Source organism: Streptomyces sp. JLBG701, assembly GCF_058544905.1.
Genome location: NZ_CM178588.1, coordinates 4,949,039 through 4,975,950, shown reverse-complemented (window position 1 = coordinate 4,975,950; position 26,912 = coordinate 4,949,039). Strand labels below are relative to the sequence as shown.

General features: G+C 69.1%; 17 protein-coding genes. 7 read left to right on the top strand and 10 right to left on the bottom strand.

The window, feature by feature from the left end; translation table 11 throughout:
* Positions 1-76: 76 nt before the first annotated feature.
* From AC5DRG_RS22720 to AC5DRG_RS22705, 4 genes are all read right to left on the bottom strand, one after another.
* Positions 77-1,561, bottom strand: coding sequence for a hypothetical protein (locus tag AC5DRG_RS22720; protein WP_491812433.1), 1,485 nt, complete (start codon positions 1,559-1,561; stop codon positions 77-79).
* Positions 1,554-2,498 carry a site-specific integrase gene (locus AC5DRG_RS22715; protein ID WP_389361266.1) on the bottom strand — a complete coding sequence of 315 codons (945 nt, stop codon included), beginning with the start codon at positions 2,496-2,498 and terminating at the stop codon, positions 1,554-1,556. Before AC5DRG_RS22715 ends, AC5DRG_RS22720 begins: the two co-directional genes overlap by 8 nt.
* Positions 2,499-2,850: 352 nt before the next feature.
* A complete protein-coding gene (locus tag AC5DRG_RS22710) occupies positions 2,851-3,552 on the bottom strand; it encodes a helix-turn-helix domain-containing protein (protein ID WP_491812432.1) in 702 nt (233 codons plus the stop codon).
* Between the two features lie 297 nt (positions 3,553-3,849).
* Positions 3,850-4,401: a hypothetical protein gene (locus AC5DRG_RS22705; protein WP_389361262.1), complete on the bottom strand. Its 552-nt coding sequence runs from the start codon at positions 4,399-4,401 to the stop codon at positions 3,850-3,852.
* A gap of 451 nt (positions 4,402-4,852) precedes the next feature.
* Here AC5DRG_RS22705 and AC5DRG_RS22700 point away from each other — a divergent pair, with 451 nt between their 5' ends.
* On the top strand, positions 4,853-5,197 hold the full coding sequence (locus tag AC5DRG_RS22700) for a helix-turn-helix domain-containing protein (protein WP_389361260.1): 345 nt from the start codon (positions 4,853-4,855) through the stop codon (positions 5,195-5,197).
* A 118-nt stretch (positions 5,198-5,315) separates the two neighbouring features.
* Here the strand turns inward: AC5DRG_RS22700 and AC5DRG_RS22695 are convergent, their stop codons facing one another.
* From AC5DRG_RS22695 to AC5DRG_RS22685, 3 genes are read right to left on the bottom strand one after another with little or no spacing between them, the layout of a single operon-like run.
* Positions 5,316-7,304, bottom strand: coding sequence for a DNA recombination protein RecN (locus tag AC5DRG_RS22695; RefSeq protein ID WP_491812431.1), 1,989 nt, complete (start codon positions 7,302-7,304; stop codon positions 5,316-5,318).
* Positions 7,301-7,891, bottom strand: a complete 591-nt coding sequence (locus tag AC5DRG_RS22690; RefSeq protein ID WP_389361256.1) for an ABC-three component system middle component 2 — start codon at positions 7,889-7,891, stop codon at positions 7,301-7,303. The genes AC5DRG_RS22695 and AC5DRG_RS22690 overlap by 4 nt, the downstream gene beginning before the upstream one ends.
* 52 nt (positions 7,892-7,943) lie before the next feature.
* On the bottom strand, positions 7,944-8,912 hold the full coding sequence (locus AC5DRG_RS22685) for a serine/threonine protein kinase (RefSeq protein WP_491812430.1): 969 nt from the start codon (positions 8,910-8,912) through the stop codon (positions 7,944-7,946).
* Between the two features lie 639 nt (positions 8,913-9,551).
* On the opposite strand from AC5DRG_RS22685, the gene AC5DRG_RS22680 reads away from it, so the two are divergent.
* The 3 genes from AC5DRG_RS22680 (at position 9,552) to AC5DRG_RS22670 (ending at position 17,147) form a co-directional block, all read left to right on the top strand.
* Complete coding sequence (locus AC5DRG_RS22680) at positions 9,552-12,914, top strand: alpha-L-rhamnosidase-related protein (RefSeq protein ID WP_491812429.1); 3,363 nt, start codon at positions 9,552-9,554, stop codon at positions 12,912-12,914.
* A gap of 278 nt (positions 12,915-13,192) precedes the next feature.
* Positions 13,193-13,360 (top strand): hypothetical protein, encoded by a 168-nt coding sequence (locus tag AC5DRG_RS22675; protein WP_389361250.1) that lies wholly within the window; start codon positions 13,193-13,195, stop codon positions 13,358-13,360.
* 22 nt (positions 13,361-13,382) lie between these two features.
* Positions 13,383-17,147 (top strand): S8 family peptidase, encoded by a 3,765-nt coding sequence (locus tag AC5DRG_RS22670; protein ID WP_491812428.1) that lies wholly within the window; start codon positions 13,383-13,385, stop codon positions 17,145-17,147.
* Positions 17,148-17,307: 160 nt separating this feature from the next.
* On the opposite strand, the gene AC5DRG_RS22665 is transcribed toward AC5DRG_RS22670, so the two are convergent.
* Together AC5DRG_RS22665 and AC5DRG_RS22660 are read right to left on the bottom strand one after the other, a co-directional pair.
* Entirely contained in the window at positions 17,308-20,286 is a 2,979-nt protein-coding gene (locus tag AC5DRG_RS22665; protein WP_491812427.1) for a helix-turn-helix transcriptional regulator, read from the bottom strand.
* Between the two features lie 162 nt (positions 20,287-20,448).
* A complete protein-coding gene (locus AC5DRG_RS22660; protein ID WP_491812426.1) occupies positions 20,449-21,441 on the bottom strand; it encodes a PaaX family transcriptional regulator in 993 nt (330 codons plus the stop codon).
* Between the two features lie 166 nt (positions 21,442-21,607).
* On the opposite strand from AC5DRG_RS22660, the gene AC5DRG_RS22655 reads away from it, so the two are divergent.
* From AC5DRG_RS22655 to AC5DRG_RS22645, 3 genes are all read left to right on the top strand, one after another.
* Entirely contained in the window at positions 21,608-22,963 is a 1,356-nt protein-coding gene (locus AC5DRG_RS22655; protein ID WP_491812425.1) for an MFS transporter, read from the top strand.
* Between the two features lie 72 nt (positions 22,964-23,035).
* Entirely contained in the window at positions 23,036-24,778 is a 1,743-nt protein-coding gene (locus AC5DRG_RS22650; protein ID WP_491812424.1) for a CocE/NonD family hydrolase, read from the top strand.
* A 163-nt stretch (positions 24,779-24,941) separates the two neighbouring features.
* Positions 24,942-25,301, top strand: coding sequence for a hypothetical protein (locus AC5DRG_RS22645; protein WP_491812423.1), 360 nt, complete (start codon positions 24,942-24,944; stop codon positions 25,299-25,301).
* A gap of 437 nt (positions 25,302-25,738) precedes the next feature.
* Here the strand turns inward: AC5DRG_RS22645 and AC5DRG_RS22640 are convergent, their stop codons facing one another.
* Positions 25,739-26,701: a VOC family protein gene (locus AC5DRG_RS22640; protein ID WP_491812422.1), complete on the bottom strand. Its 963-nt coding sequence runs from the start codon at positions 26,699-26,701 to the stop codon at positions 25,739-25,741.
* Between the last annotated feature and the right edge of the window lie 211 nt (positions 26,702-26,912).

Here is a 26,912-nt window from a genome sequence, read left to right as displayed (position 1 = left end):
GAAGACCCCCGTCCAGATGGTGGGCGGGGGTCTTCCCATAGGGATCCACAGAGTGAGCGTGGTCCTGGCCGTGAGGTTATGCCGCTGCCCGCTGTACGGCGGCTGCCGCCTTCAGGGCGGGTGTTCTTTCGAGGAAGAGGCGGCGGCTGGTGGCGTTCTGGGCGGCGGCGAAGCCGAGTGCGAAGACCTTCTGGCGTTCGAGGCCGTAGGAGATCATGCGTTCGTTCCAGAGGCTTCTGTCGAACTGGCTGTGTACGGATTCCGCGTCGCTGCGGTAGGGGTAGAGCTGCTGGTGGGCGAGGGTGCCTTCGGGGATCTGCTGGAGGTGTTCGGCGCGGTGGAAGCCGCGTTCGGTGTCGCTTTTGATCCTACGGCCGGTATCCGGGTGGATGCCGGTGCGGTCATCCGGCGTGGTGGTGATGCCGACCGGGACGCGGTGGGCGTGGGCGCCGTGGCGGCAGGGGATGTGGAGCAGGTGGTACCAGCGTGATTTGGTGACGCCTTTGCGGTGTTCGAGGCGGGTGATGGGGACGGGGAGGAGAGTGCTGGTGCCGTCGTCGAGGAGGACGCGTTCGGCGATGCGTCCGTTGGCGCACCACAGGTCGTGACGGCAGCGGCCGGGGCGCAGGAGTTCGTAGGCGCGGGGGACGGCGGAGCCGTGCTGGAGGTTGATGACCAGGAGGCCGAGGCGGGCCAGGGCGTCGCGGTGCACGCCGCGGAAGGCTCCGTCGTAGGCGACGCCCATGCAGCCGGGCAGGATACGGCTGAGCTGGGTGAAGGCACGTACGGCGACGGCGGCTTCGTCCTCGTAGTCGCCGCCGGCGACGTGCCGGACGCTCAGGATGACGCGTCGCCAGTAGCCGTCGTCCCGGGCCGAGGCGAAGAACCACTTCGTCCCCCGCGCGGGAGTCTTCTCCTTCTCGCCGTTCTCGAAGTAGAGCCGGGCGGCTGGATCGACGCGGTGTTCGCGTATCTCACCGGTGACGGGGTCGATCGTGACGCGCTGTTCGGCCTTGGAGGGAGGCTTGGGAACGGTGGCGTCGCCGACGAGGAGCTGGCGGCGCTCGGGCCTGGCCCAGTTGCGTACGGCGTCCGGCGGGAAGAGGCCCTGATGCAGGGCCTGCCGGACGGCGTACTGCTCGAAGAGGTCCTGCATCAGGTCGATGTGAGGGGCCAGGATGTTCTCCTCGGCGTCCAGGTACTGGCCTCGGCTGGGCGGTGAGTCGGGCAGGCGGGCGGCGGCGGCGCGTCCTGCGTGCCGGCGGACGGAGGCGCGCAGTGAGCGCCACTGCTTGGGATCGAGAGTGCCGACGGCGGAGCGCTTGGAGCCGGTGACGGTCATCAGGGCGGAGAGCAGTACATACACGACGGCCGGGTACTTGCGGGGCCGGCCGCGGTCGGCCCTGGCGGGCAGGAGCTCGGCCATCTCGTGGAAGAGGGGGTCGGCGAGGCAGTCCGTGATCCGCTGCGACTGGGTGCGCTGGTCGCTGTCGCGCAGCTGGCGCTTTCTGGAGGGGCGCAGGTTCTGAGGGAGGGCGTCGCCGAACAGGTCGTCAGGCACAGGGCTCCTCCTGGCCGTTCGTACCCGCGGTGTGCCAGGTGTGGCCGATGACGGCTGCGGCTCGGTCCAGGGAGCGCAGGCCGAGGCGGCATGCGACGTTCTCGATCCGGCCGGTGCGTTCGAACTCCTCGACGCCGGCCCATGCGGTGACGGAGGACGGTTTGACGTCCTCCTCGCCGTCCAGGCCGATCCAGGTCAGAAGGTTGCGCAGCGCGACGCAGACACGTGATTGCAAGGTGGCGTCGGAGGCGGGCTTGTCGGAGACGGCCAGACGGGCGTGGGGTGCGCGTTCGGGACGCAGCTGGCGGGCGCTGACGAACGCCGCGCGGTGGGCCAGGACGTTGAGGCTCCAGTCGTCCAGCGGGCACCAGCGCGCGTCCGTCTTGGTGGCCCCGTGCATCCACACGCGGCGGCCGTCGAGGTCGAGGTCGCAGACCCGGATGTGCCCGATCTCCGCGCTGTGGCCGCCCGCCAGCGCGAGCGCGGCGGCGGCCCCGTGGCGGCGGGGCCGGTCGATGAAGGAGGCGTGGTGGCGCAGGTCGACGACCTCGCCCTCGACCAGCGCCCGGATCTCACCGCCCTGGCGGGAGGGCAGGATGATGTCCCGGGTGGGATCCGTGTCGCTCAGGCCGAGTTCGCGCAAGGTGCGGAAGGCGATCCGCAGGACCGAGCGCCGCCCCAGCATCGTCGACGCAGCCGAGTCGGTGACATGGCCGTGCCGACTGCGCCCCCGGGCGGTCACGAAGTCCTCCGCCAACTCCGCTGTCACGTCGCCGAGGACGACCGCTCCGCGCAGATACAGGTAGCGCTCGCTCCGCCTGAGAAGCAGCCCGAACTTGTCCAGGGTCTGCTCGGTGAACTCACCGCGGGCGGCCATGGTCTGCCAGACGTCCCAGACACAGTCGAACGCGTGAGTGAGAGACGGGTCGCTGCCCACGATGATGTCCCTTCGCCGAGGAGGCATCACCACGCCTTCCCTCGGCTCCTGCACGGCAGAGGATCCGAAAAAAGTTGAAAAAACATGGGAAAAGGTGGTGTTCCGTACATGCGACACCCTGGGCATGGCTGATCTCCGTGGCAACAGGAAGGGCGTGGAAGAGTGAAGAGGAGAGTGAAAGGGCGTGCGGGCAGCAGCGGTCACGGCACGTCGGAAGATCGGCGTGCCGGGGCTGTCAGGCGGCGCAGGCGCGGCGCATCGCGGACATGGATGCGCGGGTGAAGGCGGGGGTGCGGGCCGCTCGACGGCATGCCGCAGCACCCCCTGCCGGGGAAGGGCAGATCTGGGTCGGTCAGTTCCCGGACTGCTGGAGGCTCGGCGTGAGCTTCACGAAGACCGTCCGGTACGCCTGCAGCAGAGCGAGGAACTCCGCGTCGGGCAGCGCGGAGAACGCCTCGGCGGGCATGCTCAGGAAGGGAGACAGGACTCCGGGCGGCCCTGCGGGTGCCGGAGGACGGGGGGCCGAGGCCGTCTGCTGCCCGGCCTGCTGCCTGGTGGGCAGGACGATGCGCCCCTGCTCGTCACGGTCGACCAGCAGGGCGTACGCCATCCACTCCACCAGGAACGCGCCACGTTCGGGCGTGGCGGACAGGCCGGAGCCCAGGTGGGCTGCGAGGTCCGCCTCTTCCACCGGCCCGGACGTCAGCCGCTCGAGCGCGCGCCGATGGAACCAGCTGTCCTGCCAGTGGTCGTGGAGCAGGAGCCGGGCCCGCGCGGTATCGGTGGACCGAAGCCGGGCCAGGGAGTGTCCGATCTCGGTCAGTGCCCATGCGCCCCGGCCCGGCTCGAGGAGCCCGCCGTGGACGAGGAACGTCGTCGTCCTGCTGACGGTCTTCGGCGTGATGTCCAGCCGGGACGCCAGATCCTGGGCGGACACGGGGAGGCGTTGAGAGCCGCCGAGTTCGAACAGGACGTCCACCAGATCGAGTTGGCGCCGCGTAGCGAGACGCTCGCTCGGCATCACGAGCGGGGTCTGAATCCTGGGAATGGTCACCGGTCTTCTCCTGCCTGCACGGGAGCGGACACCGTGGGAACCGGTATGAGACCGGCTCGGAGGCAGCGAGGAAGGAAGGAATTCATTGGGGCCCTCAGAATATATGCGTGAATAAAGGGATTTGCTGCCGAGGGCCGATATGGGCAACGGGCATGCTGATCGAACGGAACATGATCATGCTCTAAAATGATCCCGATGCGTGGGCCCTCAGCTGACGTGTCACGGGTGCCGCCGGACCCGGCATGGTCCTGGCGGCGCCCTTTTTGCGCACGTCGCTGGGGTGATACGGAGCGATCGTCAGCTGTCCGTCGTGTGAGCCTCCGCGAGCTTCAGGAGACGGTAGACGCCACGTTGGACGCTCTCCACGTGGCCGGCCTTGACCAGTTGCGACAGCGCCGCGCGGATCGCGTTTTTCGCGATCTCGGGTCGGAGCTCCCACACCTTGGCGTAGATGTCGGGGACGCTGATGTCCTTGCCAGGCTCCAGTACGTCCATGACCAGGCGGGCGAGCGTTCCGGACGTCGGACCCTGCGAGGGCGTGGCGTCGTCCCCGGCGCCGGCGGTGGCCATGCTCTGTGTGTCGGTGAGGCCCAGCTCGGTCGCGTAGGACTCGGCGGCCTGGACAGTCGCCAGGACCGCCTCGTACCGCTCGGCCGCGACCCGCTGCTCTCCGAGCGCGACACGCTGACCCTCAAGTGCCTCTTGCAGAATCCGTTCGGCCTCGGCGACGGCCGCCGCGGTGTCGGCCGCGGCCGTGCCCGCCTTCTCCAGCTGGGCGTGCTCGATGTCGAGAATCTGCTGCAGATGGGCGATGAACGGCAGCGTGAACCCTGTGTCCGGGTTGCTCAACTCATCCTCCTCATCCGCGTGCGAAGCGGCACCCGCCGCATCCGCCCGACCCCACCCTGAAGGCCTAACCGATGTACGCGCAGCCGTATCTGATGATCCGTCGCATTGCACAAAGGGCCAGACGGCCGATCGCGCAGGACCGATTGCTCATGATCATAAAGCCTAAGGGGCGCTGCTTTTACGCAGGTTGGTGGGGCGGAGGCACACAAGAGCCGGCAACTGTCCGGCTTGCAAGGGCATTTGACCGGGATGCACAGGCCTGGGCCGGGCAACTACGGCTGGATGCTGCCCACGAGAGGCGACTGGACGTTCAGCGGCTGGAAGCGGGATGTGGCGGGGCGCACAGGCAGACGGGGCCGGTACTACCAAGCCTCCGTGGGCGGGCTTCGGCAGGGCCCGGCAACCTTTCGGACGGCCGAAAGCCCCTGCGTGGCATGGCACGATTCGGGCCATGCCACGCAGCAACAACGACAAGCACCCCCTGTTTTACGTGGCGGACGGTTCCTGGCCCGAGGTGGTCCTCGCTCCCGCCGCCCCGCTGAGCGCACACTGCGGTCTGCTCCTCGCCCGTGACCTGGACCGGACGATGCGATCGTGCGAGCTGTCCCTGCGGAGCCTCGCGGAGGCGGCGCAGGTCGCCCACTCCACCGTTGCCCGCGTCCTCAACGGCGATGTCCTGCCGGACATCGGCACCCTCACCCGCCTGGAGGACGCCCTCGACTTACAACTCTGGCCGGGACCGGCTGCGGTGCGGGCGGCCGCTTCAGGCGGGACGACGATTCTCGGGACGCCGTGACGCTCTTCGCGGTGAGGAAGAGGCCGTGAGGCGATCGGAAATCCTCGAAGGCGCAAGATCTCTGCCCGAGGCCGGACCAAGACGGGTGCTCCGACGGCTTCTCCGCCGGAGCTCGGGCCTACCCCGTCTCGTCGTCGATCAGACCGTACGGCGGGTGCTCCTCGTCCCTGCTGAACCGCACGATGACGTTCTCTTCCACGAGGTCGGGCGGGCTGTTGTCGGCGACGATCACCTGCGCGGTGTCTTCGTGGCTGTCGAGCCACTGGCGGAGGAAGCGGTAGAAGTCGTCGATGCTGACGGCGTCGGCGATCAGGGAGTCGCGCGTACTGCCGTGGCCGAGGTTCTTCTGGGGGCTGTCGATCATGAGGAATCCGGGATGGGCCGCTCCCTTTTCGACGGCGACTTCGAAGACCGCGAGCTGCCACGCCAGTGTGATCAGTGTCCGTGCTCCGGAGGAGGCCTCCTGGTAGGGCTCCCCCCGCACGTGCGGTGTCAGGTCGTCAGCGATGTGCGGCATGCTCAGCTTGGGGTAGTGCCACTCCGTGAGGAGGCGGGCGAAGCGCTTGCTGATGTCCCGGAGTACTTGATCGCGGTCTGCCGTCGCATCGCCCAGGTTCGCCAGCTCGTCGCGCAGATGCTGGAGCTGGGCTTCCTGCTGGGACACCTTGGCCGCCCGTTTCTCCAGTCCTTCCTGGAGTTTGGCAGCGGTGTTCAGTTCGTCGATCCGGCGGTTCACCTGGATCTGCTGGCGGTGCAGGTCATCACGGGCGGACAGGTAGGTCGACACGACCGGCCCCGTTGCCTCGTCCAGGGTTTTGGCCGCGCGTTGCTCGTCCAGGGCGGTGTCCGCCGCGCGCTTTTCGGCGGCTGCCAGGGACCGTTCGATTTCCTCGATGTAGGTGGTGATCGCCTTGAGCCGGGCTTTGGTGGCCCGTGTCTCCGCGGCGACGTCCAGCCGTTCTTCAGGAGGTGTGACGGCGTCCGCCGCAGAGCCCAGGCTGGTGGCTGGTTCGGGCGGCGACTGTACGGGGTGGTGGCACAGGCTGCAGTGTCCGTCGTCGGTGTGGGGAGACTCCTGGAGGGACTGGAGGCAGGCCGGGCAGGTACGGACGCGCAACGGGTCGAAGAGATGCTTCGCCTGTGCGAGCATGCCGAGCTTCAGCAGGTCGTCGGCGTATTGCGCACGCAGCGGGAGCATGCGCGCCAGCTGGGTCTGCTGATCCCGCAGAACAGCGGCCGCTGACTGCGCTCTCTCTGCGGCGCCCCGGTGCCGAGTGCGTAGCTGGGTGGCGAAGTCCGTCGCGGCCCTCGCCTGGGCGTCGATAGCCTCCAACTGCCGTGTGATGTCGGCGAGTTCCCGTTCGGCGACGAGGCGCGTCTGTGCGTCTGCGGAGGGGGCGTGCTGTTCCTCGACGAATGCACGGGCCGTGGCCAGTTCGGAGCGCGAGCGGGTCAGTCTGCTTTCCAGCTCCCTGATCCGAGCCCCGATCTCGATCCGCCGGTCGTCATGAACGGCGAAGACGACGTCGACGACCTGACGCAGCTTGTGCTTGCGCATGAAGCTGTTCTCGAACAGGAAGTTCTTGTCCGCCACACGTTCGTTGGTGAGGAACGTCAGCCACATCAGATCGCGGAAACTGAGTGGGTCGGTGCGCGATTCGGAGCTGGTGGGGGCCTCCCTGAGCTGTACACCTTCCAGCCCGCAGTGGCTGAGCAGCAGGGTGGACAGACTCTGGGGATCGCCGGCGGGGTCGATCGGCCTGCGCTCCGCGGGGGAGGTGGCCGCCTCGTCGAGGCGGCCACGGCGTACGAAGGCACTCGTCGACGGCTCTCCCACCGCGCGCTCGATCACGTGCGGGACACCGGAGAGCTCGACTTCGAGCAGGGATGCCCTGACCTTGCGCATGATCTCCGGGTGGCGCGGATGCTTCTTGGCACCGAGGCCGTAGGAGATGAACTCCAGCACGGCGGTCTTGCCGGAGCTGAAGGCGCCGGAGATGATCGACAGGCGCCGGACGTCGTTCTCGTTGGTGAAGTCGACGTCGTAGTTGTGGTCGATCCCGATCAGGCGCAGACGCCTGATGCGGATTCCGGTGGTGGCGCTCACTCGACCTCCAGCCAGAGGGGTGTCATGGGGTTAAGGGGACGGCTGGCGGAGCCGACGATCTGTGCCAGCGCTGAGCCGGGGTTCCGGGTGTCCAGGCGGAGCCACGTCGCTGACTCCTTGCGCAGGCGGGTGTCGCTCATGCGCCGGAGCTTGCCCACGACGATCTCGGCCGCGGTGGAGAAGGAGGACGCATAGGTCGTGGTGAGCTGCGAACTCAGGTGGCACCCGTGGTCGGTGATGCGGTAGAGCAGGCTTCCCTGCTCGGCGGAGGCGGAACAGCAGCCATAGGCGACCAGAAGGCTGAGATCGTGCTGAATGCGTTCCCGGCGGCTGGTGAAGCGCTGTCCGGACGAGGCGTACGACAGTGTGCGCGGATCGAAGCCGGCCAGCCTGAGCAGTGATGCCTCCCGGCTGCCCGTCTCCACGACGAGGAAGGGGTTGGCCGACAGGAAGTCGTAGTAGCCGATTCTTTCCAGGGTCGCGCCCGGCAGATTCTGGCCGGCCAGGGCTGCCAGGAGGAGCAGCAGTTGCGCCAGACGGAACTGCACCTCGTCTTCCGGCATCACGACCGGACGGTCAGGCTCCACCACTGCCCCTTCAACGTTGAGTAGGTCATCGAGTCGGACGGGTCGACCGCCCTCACGGATCCGTGTGTGCCTCCGCGATCTTGCGCCAGTCCTTGACCCATCCCGCCTTCCGGTTGTCCACCAGCCGGTGCACGAGTCCCCAGGCGTGGGGGAGGTCCAGCCGCAGGACCTTCGGCAACTGCGGATGTTCCGTCCTCACGTCGGACCACACCGACGCGTGCAGACTCGGGAACTTGTCCTCGGTCCAGCACTGGTTGAACCGGGCCTCCCACAGACCGTGCAACGTGGCGTCCGCCGACTTCAAAGCCTTCAACTCGGCCGGAACACCCTTGTGGGCGATTTCCCGGACAGCCACGTCCGCATTGAAGAACTGGCGTTTGGCAGAATTGAGTTCGACATGTCCGGCCGCCTTCATCTGCATGATGAAGAGCGCAGACTCCAGCGCGGTCGCCTTGTCGTCGTCGACCTCGACGAGTTCACGCGGTTCCTCGGCCGACGACTCACCGCGGTACACCTCGTAGTAGCCGCGCCGGACGTCGTCGGCCTCCGGAGTGCGCAGCAGTTTCGTGAGCCGTGTTTCGTCCCACAGCTCGATCACGAGGCTGTGGTCCCGTTCCTGACGCTTTTTCCAACTGTCCCACCAGGCTGTGGTGGGGCCGTCCATGCTGGACGGGATGCACAGGACCCACATCCTGACTGTGTGGCCCTTGTCCGCGGCGGTGTCGAGGACCGACCTCAGGGACTCGCGGATCTGTTGCTGGTTGCTCTTCTGCGTTGCCGGATAGAAGTACTTGGACTGCCAGACGGTGATCTCGCCGCCGAGGTCGCCGGCGAACGCGTCGACGCCCCAGTCGCCGGGGTTCGCGGCGATCATCCGCACGCCCGGCGTGGTCGATCCGGCCAGCTCGGTGATCATCTTCTCGAAGTCGTCCCTGGCACCGCCGAGACTCCCACCCCGGACGATGTGGACCGCGAAGCTGATGGGAGGTACTCCGGCCCCGACCGCCTGTGAATCGCGCACTGTCCCCCGCCGATTGACCTACCCTGCCTTGAGGCTTTCTGTTAACTCCCGTGACGCAGGGTCAGTGTGACCGTAACCTCGGCGGCTCGATGGATCAAGCCCTGGGCGACGGAGTTCCTGGATGGCCGACGGTGCGGGTGACATCCACGGCAGCCGCTCGGGGCTGGTCGGTGACTACCTGGACATTCACTCCGCTCCGTGGCGGTCGTGCGAAAAGCGGGCCCGGCCGCACCACGCCAACGAGGCGGGATGGAAGGCGCCGGAACCGAGGACGTCGCGGCCCGCCACGGACGCCGGAAACGGCCGAGTCGCCAGTGGTCAGCCGCTGACGGCGGTGACCTGGCAGGCGCATCACGAAGGGGCCATCTCCCTTCTCGGGCGGCAACCCTCCTGGCCACCCGCTGCATGCTCCGCCGGCGTGGATCGCATGCAGGTGCGACCAGTCACGTACCACGCGTGCCTGACCGCCGGAAGGGCGAGATCGTTCCTACGCCCAGCAGGATCACCCCCACCCCAGATGTCGCCCGCATGGGGATTGACGCCACCTTGTACCAGGCTCAAGGATCACCGCTGCAACAACGCGTCTGAAACGATTCACATCCCCTCCTTGCTCGTACCGCACCGCCCCAGGAGCCCACGATGCCCCTTCTCACCCGCCGGTCCGCCCTGCGCTCCGCCATAGCCGTGGCCCTCGCTCCCACTCTGGGCTCCCTTGCGCTTCCGCGTCTCGCACCCGAGGCGGCCGCCGCCGTCTCGTGGACGGCGAAGTGGATCTGGGCTCCGTCCAGTTCGACGAACCAGTGGGTGGCCTTCCGTAGATCGTTCAGCCTGGCCTCGGCGCCGTCGTCGGCCGTGACCCAGATCGCGGCCGACTCGAAGTACTGGCTGTGGGTGAACGGCACCCTGGTGGTCTTCGAGGGCGGCCTCAAGCGCGGCCCGAACCGCACGGACACGTACTACGACGAGATCGATCTCGCCCCGTACCTCACCAGCGGCGCCAACACGATCGCCCTGCTGGTCTGGTACTTCGGCAAGCAGGGCTTCTCGCACAACAGCAGCGGCAGGGGCGGTCTGCTGTTCCAGTCGGACATCACCACCGGCTCGACGACCAGTCGGCTGGTCAGCGACACCGGCTGGAAGCACACCGTCCACCCGGGCTACTCGAACAACACCAGTGGTACGCAGGTCAACTTCCGGCTTCCCGAGTCGAACATCTTCTACGACGCCCGAGCCGCCGTCGTCGTCTCGGGCTGGCGCTCGCCCGGCTTCGACGACAGCGGCTGGACGGCGCCGACCGACTTCGGCGCGGCGGGTGCCGCTCCCTGGAACGCCCTCGTTCAACGGCCCGTCCCGCAGTTCCGCTTCTCCGGGCTGAAGTCCTACGTCAACGCCTCCTCATTGCCGTCCACCGGTCAGGGCGCCACCGCGATCTCGGCCACCCTGCCCTCCAACATCCAGGTGACCCCGTTCCTGAAGGTGGACGCTCCGGCCGGTGCGGTGATCGGCATCCAGACCGATCACTACGACGACGGCGCGGGCCTGACCGGGATCCAGCCGGGGACCCAGTACAACGTGCGCGCCACCTATGTCTGCACCGGAGGGGTCCAGGAGTTCGAGCCGCTTGCCTGGATGAGCGGTACGGCGGTGAAGTACACGATCCCGGCCGGCGTGAGCATCCTGGAGCTGAAGTACCGGGAGTCCGGCTACGACACCGACTTCGCCGGGTCGTTCAGCAGCAGCGACGCCTTCTTCGACACCCTGTGGGGCAAGGCCGCCCGCACCATGTACGTCAACATGCGCGACAACTACATGGACTGCCCCACCCGGGAGCGCGCCCAGTGGTGGGGTGATGTGGTCAACCAGCTGAAGGAGGGCTTCTACACCTTCGACACCCGCTCCCACGCGCTCGGCAAGAAGGCCATCTCCCAGCTCGCCTCCTGGCAGAAGGACAGCGGAGCGCTCTACTCCCCGGTCCCGACGACCATCTGGACCGCCGAACTGCCCGTCCAGATGCTCGCCTCGGTGTGGTCGTTCTGGACCTACTACCTCTACACCGGCGACACGAGCGCCGTCACCGGCGCCTACCCGGCGGTCAAGAGATACCTGAACCTGTGGAGCCTGGACGGCGACGGCCTGGTCAACCACCGCGCCGGCGACTGGGACTGGGAGGACTGGGGCAGCAACATCGACGCCCGCGTCCTCGACAACGGCTGGTACTACCTCGCCCTGGACACCGCCGCGAAACTGGCCGACCTCAGCGGCAACAGCGCGGATGTGGCCGGATGGCAGACCCGACGCGACAGCATCAGGGCCAACTTCGACCGCGTCCTGTGGAACACGTCGAGGAACGAGTACCGCTCTCCCGGCTACAACGGCGACACGGACGACCGCGCCAACGCCCTCGCCGTCGTCGCGGGCCTGGCCACCACGGCCCACCACCCGGCGATCACGAACGTGCTGCGCACCCACCTCAACGCCAGCCCCTACATGGAGTTCTACGTCCTGGAGGCGCTCTACCTGATGGGCGCGGCCGGCGTCGCCGAGGAGCGGATGCGCAACCGCTTCGCCGCCCAGGTCGCCGATCCGGCCTGCCACACCCTGTGGGAGGTGTGGGTCAAGTCGCAGGGCACCGACAACCACGCCTGGAACGGCGGCCCGCTGTACGCCCTGTCCGCCTACGCCGCCGGAGTCCGCCCCACCAGCCCCGGCTGGACGACGTACGACGTCGTCCCACAGACCGGCACCCTCACAAGGATCAACACGGTCGTACCCACCGTGAAGGGCGACATCCGCTTCGGCATCCAGCGCGACGGCACCAGCACGACGCTGACCCTCACCTCACCGACCGGCACCACGGCCCGTGTCGGTGTGCCCACCTACGGCGGCGCCCAGCCCGTCATCACCGCGGGCGGCACCACCGTCTACGCGAACGGCGCCGCCACCGGCAGCGTCGGTGGACTGACCTACACCGGCAAGGACTCCTCGTACGTCTACTTCACGCTCCAGCCGGGCATCTGGACGTTCACCGTCACCGGCGCGGGCCGGCTCGACAATCTCGCCCTCGGCAGACCGGTCACCAGCAACAACAGCCTGGAGAACAGCGACTGGGGCAGGAACCGGCTCACCGACGGCCGGCTCACGAGCATGACCGGTGCCAAGGGATACACCAGCAACGACTTCCCCTCCGCCGATGTGTCCGCGAACCCGGTCTGGGTCGAGATCGACCTCGGCGCCGACACCGACCTGGACGCCGTACGCCTCTTCCCGCGTACCGACACGGGTGGGGCCGGTGGCGGCACCGCCGGCTTCCCCGTCGACTTCACGATCCAGACCCGACCCGACGGCGCCTCCGCCTACACCACCGTCCGCACCGTCACAGGCCAGCCGAACCCGGGCGGCCTCATCCAGACGTACGGTTTCAGGACCACCACCGCCCGCTACGTCCGCCTGCAGGCCACGCGTCTCGGCACCCCCGCCTCCGACGAGTCCACCAAGTACCGCCTCCAGCTCGCCGAAGTCACCGTCCCCACCGCCGCGACCACCGTCACCGCCAACTACACCCTGGAGAACGGTGACTGGGGCAAGACGCGGATCCTGGACGGCACCCTCACCAGCGTGGCCGGTGCCAAGGGCTTCACCAGCATCGACTTCCCCTCCGCCGACGTAAGTGGCACGCCCGTCTGGATCGAGATCGACCTCGGCGCCGACCGGGCGATCGGCTCCGTCACGCTCCACCCGCGCACGGACACCGGAGGGACCGGTGGCGGCACGGCCGGTTTCCCGGCCGACTTCACGTTCCAGACCCGGGCCGACGGCGGCACGTCGTACACCACCGCCCGCTCGGTCACCGGGCAGCCCAACCCGGCAGGAGCCGCCCAGACCTACACGCTCACCTCAACCATCGGACGCTATCTGCGCCTGCAGACCACCCGGTTGGGCACACCCGCCTCGGACGAGACCACCAGGTACCGCCTCCAACTCGCCGAGATCCTCGTCAAGTAACCGACCTGGCCGCCGCCCGGCCCGCCCCTCATCCCCGCCACCGTGGCAGCGGGGATGAGGGGCGGTGGTGTTCGTGAGCCGCCGTACGCCGCCGAGTCGGGGCGTCGCCCTGGCTCATGGCCGGCATCGGCGTCGTCAACGCCGGTGTCGGCACCCACAGCGGGCATCCCCGCACGGCTTTCGTGCGGCCACCGGGACCGGTGGCCGTCAGATGGCCGTCACCAATACGTCATCTGGACGCTCGCTGCCTCCATCGCGAGGTGACATTGTCCATGCACATGACATCAAGTCGCCATCCGACCTCTGAGCAGCCGCGATCCGCGGCACCCGGCACGAGCGAGCAGGCCGAACCGGCGGCGCCCGTCCCGCAGCAGCCCGAGGACCCGGAAGACATCCAGGAGCCCGGAGAAACGCCCGCTCCCGGTGACGGCTACGAACCCCTCTGACTCACACCCCGGAGAGACAAGCATGCACAGACACCGCATTCCCTGTCCGGACAGACGACCCCGTCGCGGCCGCGTCCTGGCATTGCTCGCGGCGCCCCTGCTGTTGCTGCCGATGCCGGGCGCGGCGGCGGCTCCCGCAGTGAGTTCGCCGTCGGCCGGCGCGGACCCTGCTCCCGTCCAGGGGCAGGCCAAGGTCAGGTCGACCCACGACGTCACACTCGTCACCGGTGATGTCGTCACCGTGACCACGTTCGAAGGTGATGCCCAGCCGGCCTTGCGGGTACATCCGGAAGGACCGTCGAGAGGCCTGGCCGTGGTCCAGCGCTCGGAGACGGGAACCTACGTCATCCCGCAGGCCGCACGTCAGGCAGTGATCGACGACGCGGTCGATCTCGAGTTGTTCGACGTCGAGCAACTCGTCGCGGACGGCTACGACGACGCGTCCACCAAGGCGCTTCCGCTGGTGCTCGACAACATCGACGGCGTCGGCGCACCGAAGACGGCGCCGCAGGCAAGGATCACCAGCAACCTGCGGAGCATCAACTCCCGCGGCGTCGACGTGCCCAAGGCCAGGGCCACGGCCTTCTGGCAGCAGAGCGACAGCACGGGCGAGCGCAAAGCGCTGCACGTCGGCAAGATCTGGCTGGACGCCAAGGTCACGGCCGACCTCGCCCAGTCGGTAACCCAGACCGGTGCCCCCGCGCTGTGGAAAGCCGGGTTCGACGGCAAGGGCGTCAAGGTCGCGGTGCTCGACACCGGCGTCGACACGACCCACCCCGATCTGGCCGGCCGGGTGTCGCGCCTGGAGAACTTCACCAGCACACCCGACGCCGTCGACCACATGGGCCACGGCACACACGTGGCGGCTACGATCGGCGGTTCGGGTACCGGCAACGGCGCGAAGGGCGTGGCTCCGGACGTCGACCTCATCTCGGGCAAGGTGCTGGACAACCGGGGTGACGGCAAGCTCTCGGAGATCATCGCGGGCATCGAGTGGGCCGCCGCCGAGGGTGCGGACATCGTCAACATGAGTCTGGGGTCACGCATCGCCGACGACGGGACCGGCCCGCTGAGCGCCGCCGTCGACCGGGCCACCGCCGAACACGGCACCCTCTTCGTCGTCGCGTCGGGCAACGCGGGCCGGAACACGATCGGCAGTCCGGCCTCGGCCAGGGACGCGCTCACCGTGGGGGCGCTGAACCGGGACGGGAGTCTCGCGGGCTTCTCGAGCACCGGTCCGCGCATAGGCGACTACGGGGTCAAGCCGGAGATCTCCGCGCCCGGGGTCGGCATAGTCGCCGCCCGGGCCGCGGGTACCTCGCTGGGCAACCCGGTCGACGAGTCCTACACCTCGATGGACGGCACCTCCATGGCGTCGCCCCACGTGGCCGGTACGGCGGCGCTGCTCAAGCAGGCCCATCCGCAATGGACCTGGCAGCAGCTCAAGTCGGCGCTGGTCGGCTCGGCCGAACCTGGCGACTACCGCGTGGAAGAGGGCGGCGCCGGCAGGGTCGACGTCGCACGTGCGCAGGCACAACTGGCGTACTCCGTCCCTGCGGCCGTCAACCTGGGCGCCGCTCCTTACGTCGACGATGCGCCGTACGAGACGGTGACCCGCGAGATCGCGATCCACAACGACGCCGCCACCGCCCGTACCTTCACGCTCACGGCGTCGATCACGTCGTCCGGGGGTGCCCCGATCCCCGACGGTTCGGTGCGCCTGTCCACGAACGAGGTCACGGTGCCGGCCGGCAGTGCGGCGGCCGTGACGATCACCGCGGACCCCAACCTGCTGCCCGCCGAGACGCCGTACTCCGGGCTCGTGACCGCTGCCGCGGCCGACTCCAGCGCGTCGGTGCGGGTGCCGGTGTCGATCTACGTGGAGCCGCCGATGCGCACCATCACGGTGCGCGGCACCGCCACCAACGGCAAGGCGGTCCTGGACGACAGCCTCCTGCTCGTCCACGACGAGACCAGCAGCCGGACATACCAGGGGGTGTTTCGCAATGGCGTGGGCACCGTGCGCGTCAAGCTCGGCAGTTACGCCGTCGAGACCCTCCTGCTGAGCCCTGACGCGGGTGGCGAGCAGGTCGAGGACGTCGCGCTGAACGTCAGGCCCGAGGTCCGGATCGGGGACGACAACGTCGCGTTGGCGCTCGACGCGCGCAAAGCCTCGGAGGTCACCTACCGCACCGGTCGCGACACCGAGCAGCAGGCCGGCTCACTGGGCTACTGGCGTAGCACGCGTCCCGGCTTCAGCCCGCTGATCACTCTGCCGCCGGACTTCAAGCGCATCAGGCTGTTCCCCACCGCTGCCCCAGAGACCGGGACGCAGGAGATCACCCTGTACTCCACACGAAGCGCTCCGATCCTGGTCGCCAAGGCGGGCCGGACGCCGCTGCGTCCCACCGTTCTCGACGCGGCCAAGCGGTTCGAGGGCAGGGCCGAGCTGAAGCTGGTCGATGTCGGGAACGGCTCCGCGGACGGCTTCGCGGGCAAGTACGTCAAGGGCGCGCTCGTGCTCGCCACCCCGGCACCGGGTTCGGCCATCTCCTCGGTCATCGAACAGGCGGGAGCCCAGGGCGCCGCCGCGGTCGCGATCGGGAACAACGGACCAGGCCGCCTCGACGCGGCGGCCGGCACCCAGGCGGTCCCGGCGTTCGCACTGCCCGGGGAGGACGTGGGCAGCCTGCGCCGCCTCCTGGCTCGTGGAAAGCCCGTCGAGGTCGCCCTCGTGGGCACCCCGCTCACCCCGTATGTGTACGACCTCGTCACGCCCTTCAAGAACACGGTCCCCCGCGGCCCGCTGACGGTCGGGGTCGACGAGTCCAGCCACGCGCACGTCAGCGCCCGGATCCATGAACGAAACGGTGTCGGCCCCGCGAACTACACGAACTACATCCTGCGATGGAACGGGTCCGACGCCGCGCGCTACATCCCGGTCGGCACCCAACTCCCGGTACGGCGTGGCGCCGTGCTCGACGAGTGGTTCAGCGCGAGCCCGGAGACCTCCTACAACGCCGGGGTCGCCTTCGACGCCTCCGGCGGATCGGCGTGGTTCTCGGACATCGAGAACGGGAGACACCGCTTCCACCAGCCGGGTCACCGGACCGTCGACTACTTCAAGGTCGTCAACACGTCGAAGTTCGGTGTGTTGAAGACCAGAGGCAACACGCTCTGGGTCGTGACGGACCGCTTGTTCGATCCCACCGGGATGTACACGATGAGGGACTGGCAGGGCGACGCCAAGCGGATGACGCTGTACCGCGACGGCACCCAGGTGTACTCGAACCAACTGTCGGACTTCGGCGCCGTCTCGGCTCCCTCGGGTGAGGGGGACTACAAGCTGGTGGTCGAGGCGCGACGGGACGCTCCAGGGTGGGAGTACTCCACCCACCTGACCACCACGGCCTCGTTCCGGGCGAACCCGAAGCCGGACTCCGGCGACATCCACATCTCCATGCCGCAGGTCGGCTACGGCGTCGGAGTGGACCTGTCCAACAGGATCCGCGCCGACAGGCCGCAGAGACTCACCGTCACGGCTCGCCCCTCGCGATCCGGCGAGGCGGAGATCACCGACGTACGCACGTGGCTCTCCTACGACGACGGTCAGACCTGGAGCAGGCTCAAGCTCGCCCCGGCCGGTGCCGACGGCCAGTGGAAGGTGACGCTCAAGGTTCCCGGCGGCAAGCACACTCCGAAGTACGTCAGCCTGCGCACCGTGGCGACCGACGCGAACGGGCACTCCATCGAGCAGACCGTGAAGCGTGCCTTCGGGGTCAGGTGATGATCACCCCACAGGCCTGATGGTGGTGGTTCGGACAGCATCCACATGAGCCGACGGCGAGCGGTGCCCTCTTCGTGCAGGGGGCACCGGTCGCTGTCGGCCGCGTTACCGGGTCCTGACGGGGCGCGGGGCAGCCGTCGCGAGTACCGCGACGGCTGCGTCACTCCGGCTCCTGCGGCAGCAGCCCCGCGCGGGAGGCCACCACCGCCAGCGCGGTGCGGGACGAGACACCGAGCTTGCGCATCGCCCCGGACAGGTGTTGTCCCACCGTGCGGTGGCTGATGAACAGCGCTCCCGCGATCTGTCGGTTGGTCATGCCCCGCGCGGCCAGCTCGACCACCTCCAGCTCCCGGGGTGACAGCTGGTCCCCGTACCCCTGCGGTCCGCGCCGCCAGGTACGCACCACCTCCGTGCCGTGTTCGCGCAGCACAAGGGCGACCCGGTCGGCGTCCCGCTTCGCGCCCAGCTCACGCAGCCGCCGCTCGGTGTCCGACAGCAACGGCAGCGCCTCGTCCTGACGGCCCGCCGTGATCAGGCACCGGCCGCGACGCTCAAGAGCGAGCAGTTCGTCGTACGGGCGCGGAAGCGCTGCCCACGCCGCCGCGGCGTCGGCGAACAACTCGGCGGCATCGCCGCTGCCCCGCGCTTCGGCGACGACAGCCCGGCAGGTGGCGAACGCCGCAGCCGGTGCCGGCGCGTCGCGATCGTCGAGCCAGTCCGCGAACTGCCCGAGCAGCGCGTCGACTTCGGCGTCCGCGCCGGTGGTGACCAGCGCCTCGACCCGGACGGGAAGCACATCGGTCGCCCACAGCCACAGGCCCTTCCGCGCGATCGTCGCCACCAGGTCCGCCGTGACGTCGGCCAGCGGCTCGTCGACCGCGGCGTCGAGCAGTCCCGACCGGCCCAGGGCCGCCGCGGGCACGACCATGACGTCCACCATGCCGCGCCGGCCGGTTTCGTCGAGCAGGTCGCGCAGCCGTCGTTCGGCCGCTCCCCGGCGTCCCTCGGCCAGATCCAGCAGTGCGAGGACCCCGCTCGCCTCGATCCTCGCCTCGTGCAGACTCTCGGCGGACTCCGACACCGCCGCGGCCTCGTCCGCCAGGCCTGACCATGAGCCGACATACCAGTCCAGCCGGGCCCGGGTGCTGCGCACGATGCCGAGCAGCCGCTCGTAGCCGGTCGCCTGGATCTCCTCGACGGCGTCGGCCAGGAAGCGCTCGGCCTGCTCGTACAACCCCCAGGCGATCGCCATGTGACCGAAATTGATCAAAGCGCGTGCGATCTGCCGCCGCTCGGCCACGGTCCGGGCGTCGCGCATGACCTCACGTGCCACCTGCCATCCGGCTTCCTCGCCGAGCATCAGCAGGATCGACGCCCGGTCGACGGTCAGTTCCAGCAGCTCCGCCCGAGTCCGCACCTGCGCCATCAGTTCGTTCGCGCGCTCCAGCCAGGCCAGGTGGGTGCTCGCGGGCCACGGGCCACGCGGTACCGCCAGGGACAGCATCGCCTTCACCGCGAGCGCGGGCCGGGCGGCCAGGTCGGGCACAGCGGCCTCGACCTCCTGGTAGACGACGTCGAACTGTCCCAGCTGAAGCAGGAGGCGGCCCAACAGCAGCCTGATCTCACCGCGATCACCCGCCGGTAGGTCGGCACGGGCCAGGACGGAGCGCAGTGCGCTCGTCACGTCCGTCGCCGTGCCGGCGAACGAAGCGCCTCCGGCCGCCGCGAACCGCCCGATCTTCCGGGCCAGCCGGACCCGCGCCTCCACCGGGTGCTCGGCCTCGGTCAACACGTCGAGCACCAGCGCCACCGCGGTCTGGTCGTCACCCGACTCCCAGGCCAGTTCCGCGGCCTGCTCGCTGTAGACGGACCAGCCGCTCATGTCGTTGGCTTCCCGCAGGTGCCGCATCAGCCGGGTCACCGGCCGCGGATCGAGTTCCTGCAAGTGCTGCGCGGCGCGCTGGTGCAGGCGCCACCGTTCCGACGCCGGGATCGCGTCCGCCACGGCCACCGCGTCGAGCACATGCCGGAACGCCAGTTGGCCCCCGCTCACATCACGGAGCAGACCCGCGGCGAGGCTGCGCGCGATGCCACGCAGTCCGGCCTCGCCCTCCACGTCTGCGACCGCCCGCAGCAGCGCCATGTCGGCCGGTTCGCCCAGCACGGCGGCAGCCTCCAGCACCCGCCGGGCCTCCTCGGGAAGCCGGTCCACACGCTCCAGGACCGAGTCCCGCAGCGTCGGTGACACACGCAGCTCATCGAGCGCCCGGCGGGTCCATTCACCGTCCCGGTGGACGATGTCGCGGCGCTCCCGCATCGACCGGACCGTCTCCTCCACCGCCAGTGGGACGCCGTCGGTGCGCTGGTGCAGCAACTCGGCGAACTGCTCGGAGACCTGGTCCGCGCCGAGGACCGACCGGACCAGCTCGCCGGTCTGCCGCACATCCAACGCGGAAAGCTCGATCCTGGTCAGGGACATACCCGAGGGCCGGCGGGACGTCAGCCGCCACAGCAGCGACCCCGCCGGGACGTCGTGCGGACGGTACGTCAGTACGATCGACATGCGCAGGTCACCGGAGGCGCACAGGGTGAGCAGCCACTCCAGCGTCGCCGAATCCGCCCAGTGCGCGTCCTCGACCACGAGCGTCGCAACGCCGAGCCGCTCGACCAGTTCCGCCATCGCGCGCAGCAGCCGGTGCCGAGTTCCCCGCGGGTCCTCCAGCGCTTCCAGCGCCGGCGGTAGCTCACCGGCCCACTCCGGGAACAATGGCCGTAACGCCCCGGCCAGCAGACTCAGCCCCAGGCCGGACGGTGTCGGTCGCAGCCGCCGTACCCCGTCGACGATCGGACCCAGTGGGAACGGTTCGCGCACCGGCGGGCAAGTCGCGAGCAGTACGGCATCCTCCGCGACCACCCTCAGCGCCTCTTGCAGCAGCCGGGACTTGCCGATACCGGGTTCGCCCTCGATGAGCACCAGCGACCGCCCTGACCGCAACGCCCTCGTCACACCGTCCAGGGCATCGTCCCGGCCGACCAGGGCGGGAGCCACCACCGCGACCGTGACGGCACCGGACGGATCACCGCGTTCCGTGCCGCCTGCAGGTGCCGAACCCTCGCGGTGTCGTCCGAGCTGCGTCATCAGGTCTCCGGGCTCCCCTGGGTCGCGGACGCAGTGACGTCCTGCTGCACACCATCGAGCGACGTCGCACAGCACTGTGAAGGCGGCACCCGTGGGGCACGAGCAAGTGTGCGGGCAGCGTAGTCACGGCCGCTACCGTCCCCTTCGAGACCAGGCTTTCGGTCACATCCGCCCGTCCGCCGCCGGCCCCGGTGATGGCGTCGGATCAGTGGATGTCCCGTCCCGGTCACTGCCGGGAAGGCGAAGGCAGGCAGAAGGGGACAGGTCGGGCGCGTGCCGGGCCGCGTGGGTCTGTACGTGTTCCAGAGCCCGGTCCGCCAGGCCCATACAGAGGTCCGCGAAAAGGTTGCGCGCCATGGTCAGTTGCCGACGCTCCGGCAACAGTTCGAGCGGCAGATCGGCGTCACTCCAGGGGAACATGCGCCAGGTGTCCATGAGCTGGACACGGACGCGGAAGGCCTCTTCGGGGGTGATGTCGCCGGTCGCCGTCCTCGGCATCCAGGGTGAGAAGCGGTCGATGAACGGCTCGTAGGGCCGGGTGAGTTCGTCCAGGGGCCAGGCTTCGATCAGCTTCTTGCCGTGGAGGGCGGAGTCCGCGGTCCGGAAGATCACGTAGTCGGTGACCCCGAAGGTGCCGCAAGCGCGCTCCAACTCCTTCGGATCCTCCCTCGGCGACACCCACAGGGCTCCGTAGACCGGGGCGAACCCCCGCCATTTCAGATGTCGGCGGAACAGTTCGCGCACATCACGCGACGTCTCCTGGATCGTGAAGGCGATCACCGTCCAGGACCCGTCCCAGTGCGCCGTACCGGTGCCGAAGGCGAAGACGCGGTCGACTGCCGTGACCAGCCGGGCGCGGGCGTTGTCCGTCAGCCGGTACCGCGAGCTGCGTCCCACGCTGGACTGTTCCAGGACCCCGCGCGAGGCGAGCCTGCTGAGTGCCGAGGTCGCCGCGGAGGGCGTCACCTCCAGGTCGGCGGCCAGAGCCACGATCAGGCGGGACGGTATCCACTCGGCGGAATCCAACCAGAAGTCGGTGAGGAGTGTGATCAGCAGATGCTGGGTCGACGAACCCTTGGCCGGACGGGGGAAGTCGGCGATCACCGCTCCATCATCTGCGGCTCCGGCGGTCACCGGCTTGTGCTCCATTCGCATCGCCCCATTATCAGGAGGTTGCCCCGAGGAAAAAGATTGCTTGCATCATTATTGACGACCGGTGCGCGTGCTGCATAGCTTCTGTGGCCACAGGGGCCGGACCCCTGGATCTCATCGCCGCTCTCGGGCGCGCCCCACGGCGCCCTCTCTCCCCTCCGGAGCCGACATGGCAACCTCCCGCCCCTCGGCGGCGCCAGCAGCAGCGCCCCCTGATTCCCCGGCCGACAGCGGCCGCTCTCCGCACGCCCGCAGGGCCGCGGCCGCGAGCTTCGTCGGCAGCGCCCTGGAGTACTACGACTTCTTCATCTACGGCTCGGCCTCGGCGCTGGTCTTCAACCAGGTCTTCTTCCCGCAGGTCTCGCCCGGTCTCGGCACGATACTGTCCATGGCCACGATCGGCATCGGCTACGTCGTGCGCCCCGTGGCGGGCATGGTCATCGGGCACTTCGGGGACCGGGTCGGCCGCGGCCGCATGCTGGTGCTCACGCTGCTGATGATGGGGGTGGCCACCTTCCTGATCGGCTGTCTGCCGACACCGGCCACCATCGGCGCGGCCGCCCCCGTCCTGCTGGTCCTGCTCCGTGTCGTCCAGGGCATCTCGGCGGCCGGCGAGTCGGTGGGCGCGGTGACCATGGCGATGGAACATGCGCCGAGCAACCGGCGCGCTTTCTACGGCAGTTGGGTGAACACGGGCGCCGTCGCCGGCATCCTCCTCGCTTCCCTGGCCTTCCTGGCCGTGTCCTCACTGCCACAGCCGGACCTGCTGGCGTGGGGCTGGCGGATACCGTTCCTGGCCAGCGCCCTGGTCGTGGGCGTCGGTCTGTGGATCCGGCTGAGGCTGCCCGAGCCGGAGGTCTTCGAGGCGGCCAGGACCGAAACCGAGCGGGAACTGCCCATCAAGGCGGTCTTCCGCGAACACTGGGCCACCATCCTCAAGGTCGTCGTCCTGGGCCTGTTCAGTGTGGTCTCGACGATCTACGCCGCCTTCGCCATGGCCTACGCCGGACAGCTCGGGCTTCCCCGCTCCGTGATGCTCCAGGCCGTGATCCTCACCGCCTCACTGAGCCTGGTCGTCCAGCCCTTCGCCGGGATCCTGGCCGACCGCATCGGCCGCAAGCCCGTGTTCATCGCCGGCAACCTGGTCTGCTCCGTCGCGGTGTTCGCGGTCTTCTGGTCGATCAGCACGCGCAACGTCCCGCTGATCTTCCTGAGCTCGATCCTCCTCATGACGGTCGGATACGGCCTCGTCAACCCGCTGGGCCCGCCCATGGTCGCCGAACTCTTCCCCACCCGGATCCGCTACTCGGGCGGCGCGACGGCCTCCCAACTCGGCCTCGTCGCCACCGGGTTCGCCCCCACCATCGCCGCCGCCGTCATCCGTCCCGGCCCCACCGGCTGGATCCCGGTCGCCGTGCTCACCGCCGTGTGCTGCCTGGCCTCCGCCACTGTGGTCCTGTTCGGCGTACGGGAGAACTACCGGACCCCCACCGAGGAACTGGGCCTCAGGCCGGAAACCGCATGACCCCTGGGGCGGCGACGGACCCCCGCCGCCGCCCCACACCCCCCCTTCCTCCCCTCACAGAAGAGGCTCCCCGTGCCGAAACACCCCGTCCTCGTCGAGCACGACGTCGAGGCCAAGATGACCGACGGCACCGTCCTGCGGGCCACGGTCTACCGGCCCGACCGGGACGGCGAGACGTTCCCGGTCCTGCTGACGCGCACTCCCTACGGCCGGGACCTGGCTGTCAACTCCGCCTACTTCAACCCGCTGACCGTCGCCGCCGCCGGTTACGTCGTGGTGATGCAGGACTGCCGGGGCCGCTTCGGTTCCGAGGGCTTCTTCGACCCCGCCGTGCACGAGGCCGCCGACGGAGCCGACACGGTCACCTGGGCGGCGGGGCTCCCCGCCAGTGACGGCCGCGTCGGCATGTGGGGCCGCTCCTACTTCGCCGAGACCCAGTGGCGGGCCGCCGCCACCGCCCCCGAACCGCTCAAGGCCCTGGCCCTCGGTGTGTCAGCCGGCGGCACCGCCAACGACGGCGCCCTCTACCGCGGCGGAGCCCACGAGTTCGGCTCCCGCTTCACCTGGGGACACACCGCCATCACCCCCAACGCCCTGGTCCGCGAGTTCGCCGACGCCCCCGACCAGCGCGAGGCCGCCCTACGCGACTGGCTGGCGCTCGACCAGGACGTGGTCGCCGGAGACGTCTTCGACACCCTGCCGATCCGCGCCCTCGGCTCCCGCCTCAACACCTTCATGAACACCCACATCATGGGCTCGGCCGGGCAGGGCCCAGGCAGCCCCGTCACCGAGCTGTGGGACAGCGCCACCGCCCACCCCGTCGACGCGGCCACCCTGCACATCGGCGGCTGGTTCGACATCTTCGCGCCGGCCACCCTCGCCCAGTACCGCATGCAGCTCGCACACCGCCGCACCCGCTCCCTCCCACCCCCGCGCCTGGTCATCGGGCCCTGGACACACAGCGACTTCTCCGGCGACTTCCCCGACCTCAGCCTCGGCATCGCCGCCTCGTCCGGCGCCATGGGCGGCTACGGCGACCTCACCGCGATGCACATCGCCTGGTACGACGCCGTCCTCAAGGACGACGACACCGCGCTGCGCCGCATCCCGCCGGTACTGCTGTACTTCCTCGGCGAGAACCGCTGGCGCGGCTTCGAGGAGTTGCCCACTCCCGCCGAGCACCGCACCTGGTACCTGGCCGACGGGGGCCGCCTCCTCGACGACCCCGCCAGCGACTCCCGTGCCACCTACGACTACGACCCGCTCGACCCCGTACCGACCGTCGGTGGCGCCACGATGATGCACGGCTTCAGGCCGGGCCCGGCCGACCAGCGGCGCGTCGAGGCCCGCGACGACGTCCTCACCTTCACCTCCGAACCGCTCACCGCACCACTGACCCTCTTCGGCGAGGTCCGCGCCACCTTCCACGCCTCCTCCAGCGCCCCGGACACCGACTTCGTGGTGCGACTGTGCAGGGTCTCGCGGGACGGAGTCTCGATCGGCCTCAACGACGGCATCGTGCGCGCGTCCTGGCGCGACAGCTACGCCACCGGCACCTACCGCCCCGGCCACAAGCCGACACCGCTCGAACCCGGGCAGGTGTACGAGTTCGCCGTCAGCCTGTGGAACACCGCCTGCACCCTGGCCCCGGGCGAGCGGCTGCGCATCCAGGTGACCTCCAGCTGCCACCCCCGCTGGGACCGCAACCTCAACACCGGCACGCCTGCCTACGACTCGGCCGAGTCCGCCGTCGCCCACCAGTCCATCCACATGGGCGAGGACCACCCGAGCCGCGTGGTGATCGGCACCCTCTGACCCTTCCGGAGGACGGCTCCTGGCTCGCAAGAGGTCGCATCGCTCAACGAAGGCGTCGATGTCCTCGGTCCGGTACAGGAACGGTTCGCTGTCTCCATCCTCCGGTAGTGTGTCGTGTTCTCGACCCACGTCGCGCCCGTGCAGTAGCGAATCTCCTACCGCGATGTTGATCGGGAACTCTTTCAGCGCGTTCAGCCGTCGCTTCTCCGGTGCTTCCTCAGCAGCCTTTAGCACCGCGATCAGCAGTCGTAACCGGGCCACAGCCACCGCGAACGGGTTCTTGTCGCAGCCGTCCACCGAAGCCAGCGCACGCCGAATCAATGTCCAGTCGTCCACTGCCTTGTCCACGGCTCGCCACTTCGCCAGCAGCCGCTCGAACAATCCCAGCAGAGACTTCAGCAGGGCGCTGACCTGCGGAAACGTTCATTTCGTCCTGTCGGATCGTCAACTTTGCCTGAACGGACTGAATCCGCTGCGCGTGAGTTCAACGCCCGTTCCCGACCGGCAGTTGGTGGGGCGCTGACCTGCACCGATGTGCTATTCCGTGATCTGCCTGAGCCTCGGCAGGGGGCCTGCGAGGGCGATTGACGGGGAATTCGGGACGCTGGCAGGACGCAGGGTAAGGGAAACAGCCGCAGGAGGGTCGCCACTTCGATCCCGCTACGACGGTGGCCAACCGGAAGCGCGAGTCGGCTTCCTTCGTGTCCTGGCCCGCGGCGAGCCGCCCACCATGCCCTCGAACAGCGCGGCGCCCGCTTGCGACGCATGCCTATGTGCGGTGATGCCGCGACGCGACCGGGGCGCCCCGTGGTCTTGGGGAGCCCCGGGCAATGTTTTGAGCCGGTGTCGGCAGCGAGCGCGACCTTGCCGCTGGCGTGGCGGACTGCCATGCCGTTGGTGCCTGTCGTGACGTTGCCGGGTGGCCGACGCGGACGTCGGTCACCCGGCAGGGGGAGGGAGTCAGCTGGTGGCGTTGCTCTGGGAGATGGCGTAGACGCGACTGTCGGGGGCGCGGAAGAGCCGGAAGCGATAGTCGCTGCCGCCGACTCCGGCGCCGGGGACCACCTGGACGGTGGAGACCCACTCGGCGCCGTTGTTCTGGAGCCGAGTCATGGCCTTGTCCAGATTTGTGGTGTTGAAGCCGAAGGCGATGGATGTGGGGCTGGTGCGCCAGGGGTACTGGGGGGCCTTCGGTCCGTAGAGCTCGAACAGGGCGCCGTTTTCTGTTCCGAAGACGGAGAACTGCTTGGCTTCGTTGAGGGGGGTGAGGCCCAGGCCGTTCGCGGCGAGCTTCTTCATCGCGGGGTACTGCTCGGCGGTCAAGGCGACAGCGCCCCATTGCAGCTTGTTGATCCCTGCGGCGCCAGTGTCCTCATCACTCACCGGCCGCCGGGGGTCGGTGCCGCTTTGGGCGATGGCGTAGACGCGGCCGTCGGGGGCGCGGAAGAGCCGGAAGCGATAGTCGCTGCCGCCGGCTCCGGCGCCGGGGACCACCTGGACGGTGGAGGCCCACTTGGCGCCGTTGGCCTGCAGAGCCTTCTCGGCGGCGTCCAGGTCGGTGGAATCGAAGCCGATCGCTGTCGAGGTGGGACTGGTGCGCCAGAGGTACTGGGGGGCCTTCGGTCCGTAGAGCTCGAACAGGTTGCCGTTGGGCGTGGTGAAGACGGAGAACTCCTCGGAGCTGTTCACCAGGTTCAGGCCGAGGGCTTTCTGGGCGAATTCCTTCATCGCGGGGTACTGCCGGGCGGTCAGGGCGACCGCCCCCCACTGCAGCCTGGTGGTACCCGCGTCAGCGGTGGGGGCAGTCCTCTTCGTGCTGGGGCCGGTCTCGGCCGACGCCAGCGCCAGGGTGGTGGCCGTGAGGGATACGCCTATCACCAGCGCCCCTGCTATCGCGGTGCGGCGTGTGAATGAAGTGGTCATGAAGGTGCTCCTGGAAGGTGGGGGGGTTGGGTTGCGTTGTCATCGGTGGGTGTCGCCCCGTGCTGTTCCGCGGAGCCAGCAAGATCCCGAATTCCATGACGAGCCCACTCTGGGCGACGCCCCACCGAATAGTTGATACGTGAACAACCTAGAGCCGAATTGGTATACGCGTCAACTACTTGCGGGCGGTGTCAGATATCCACCCCCGATT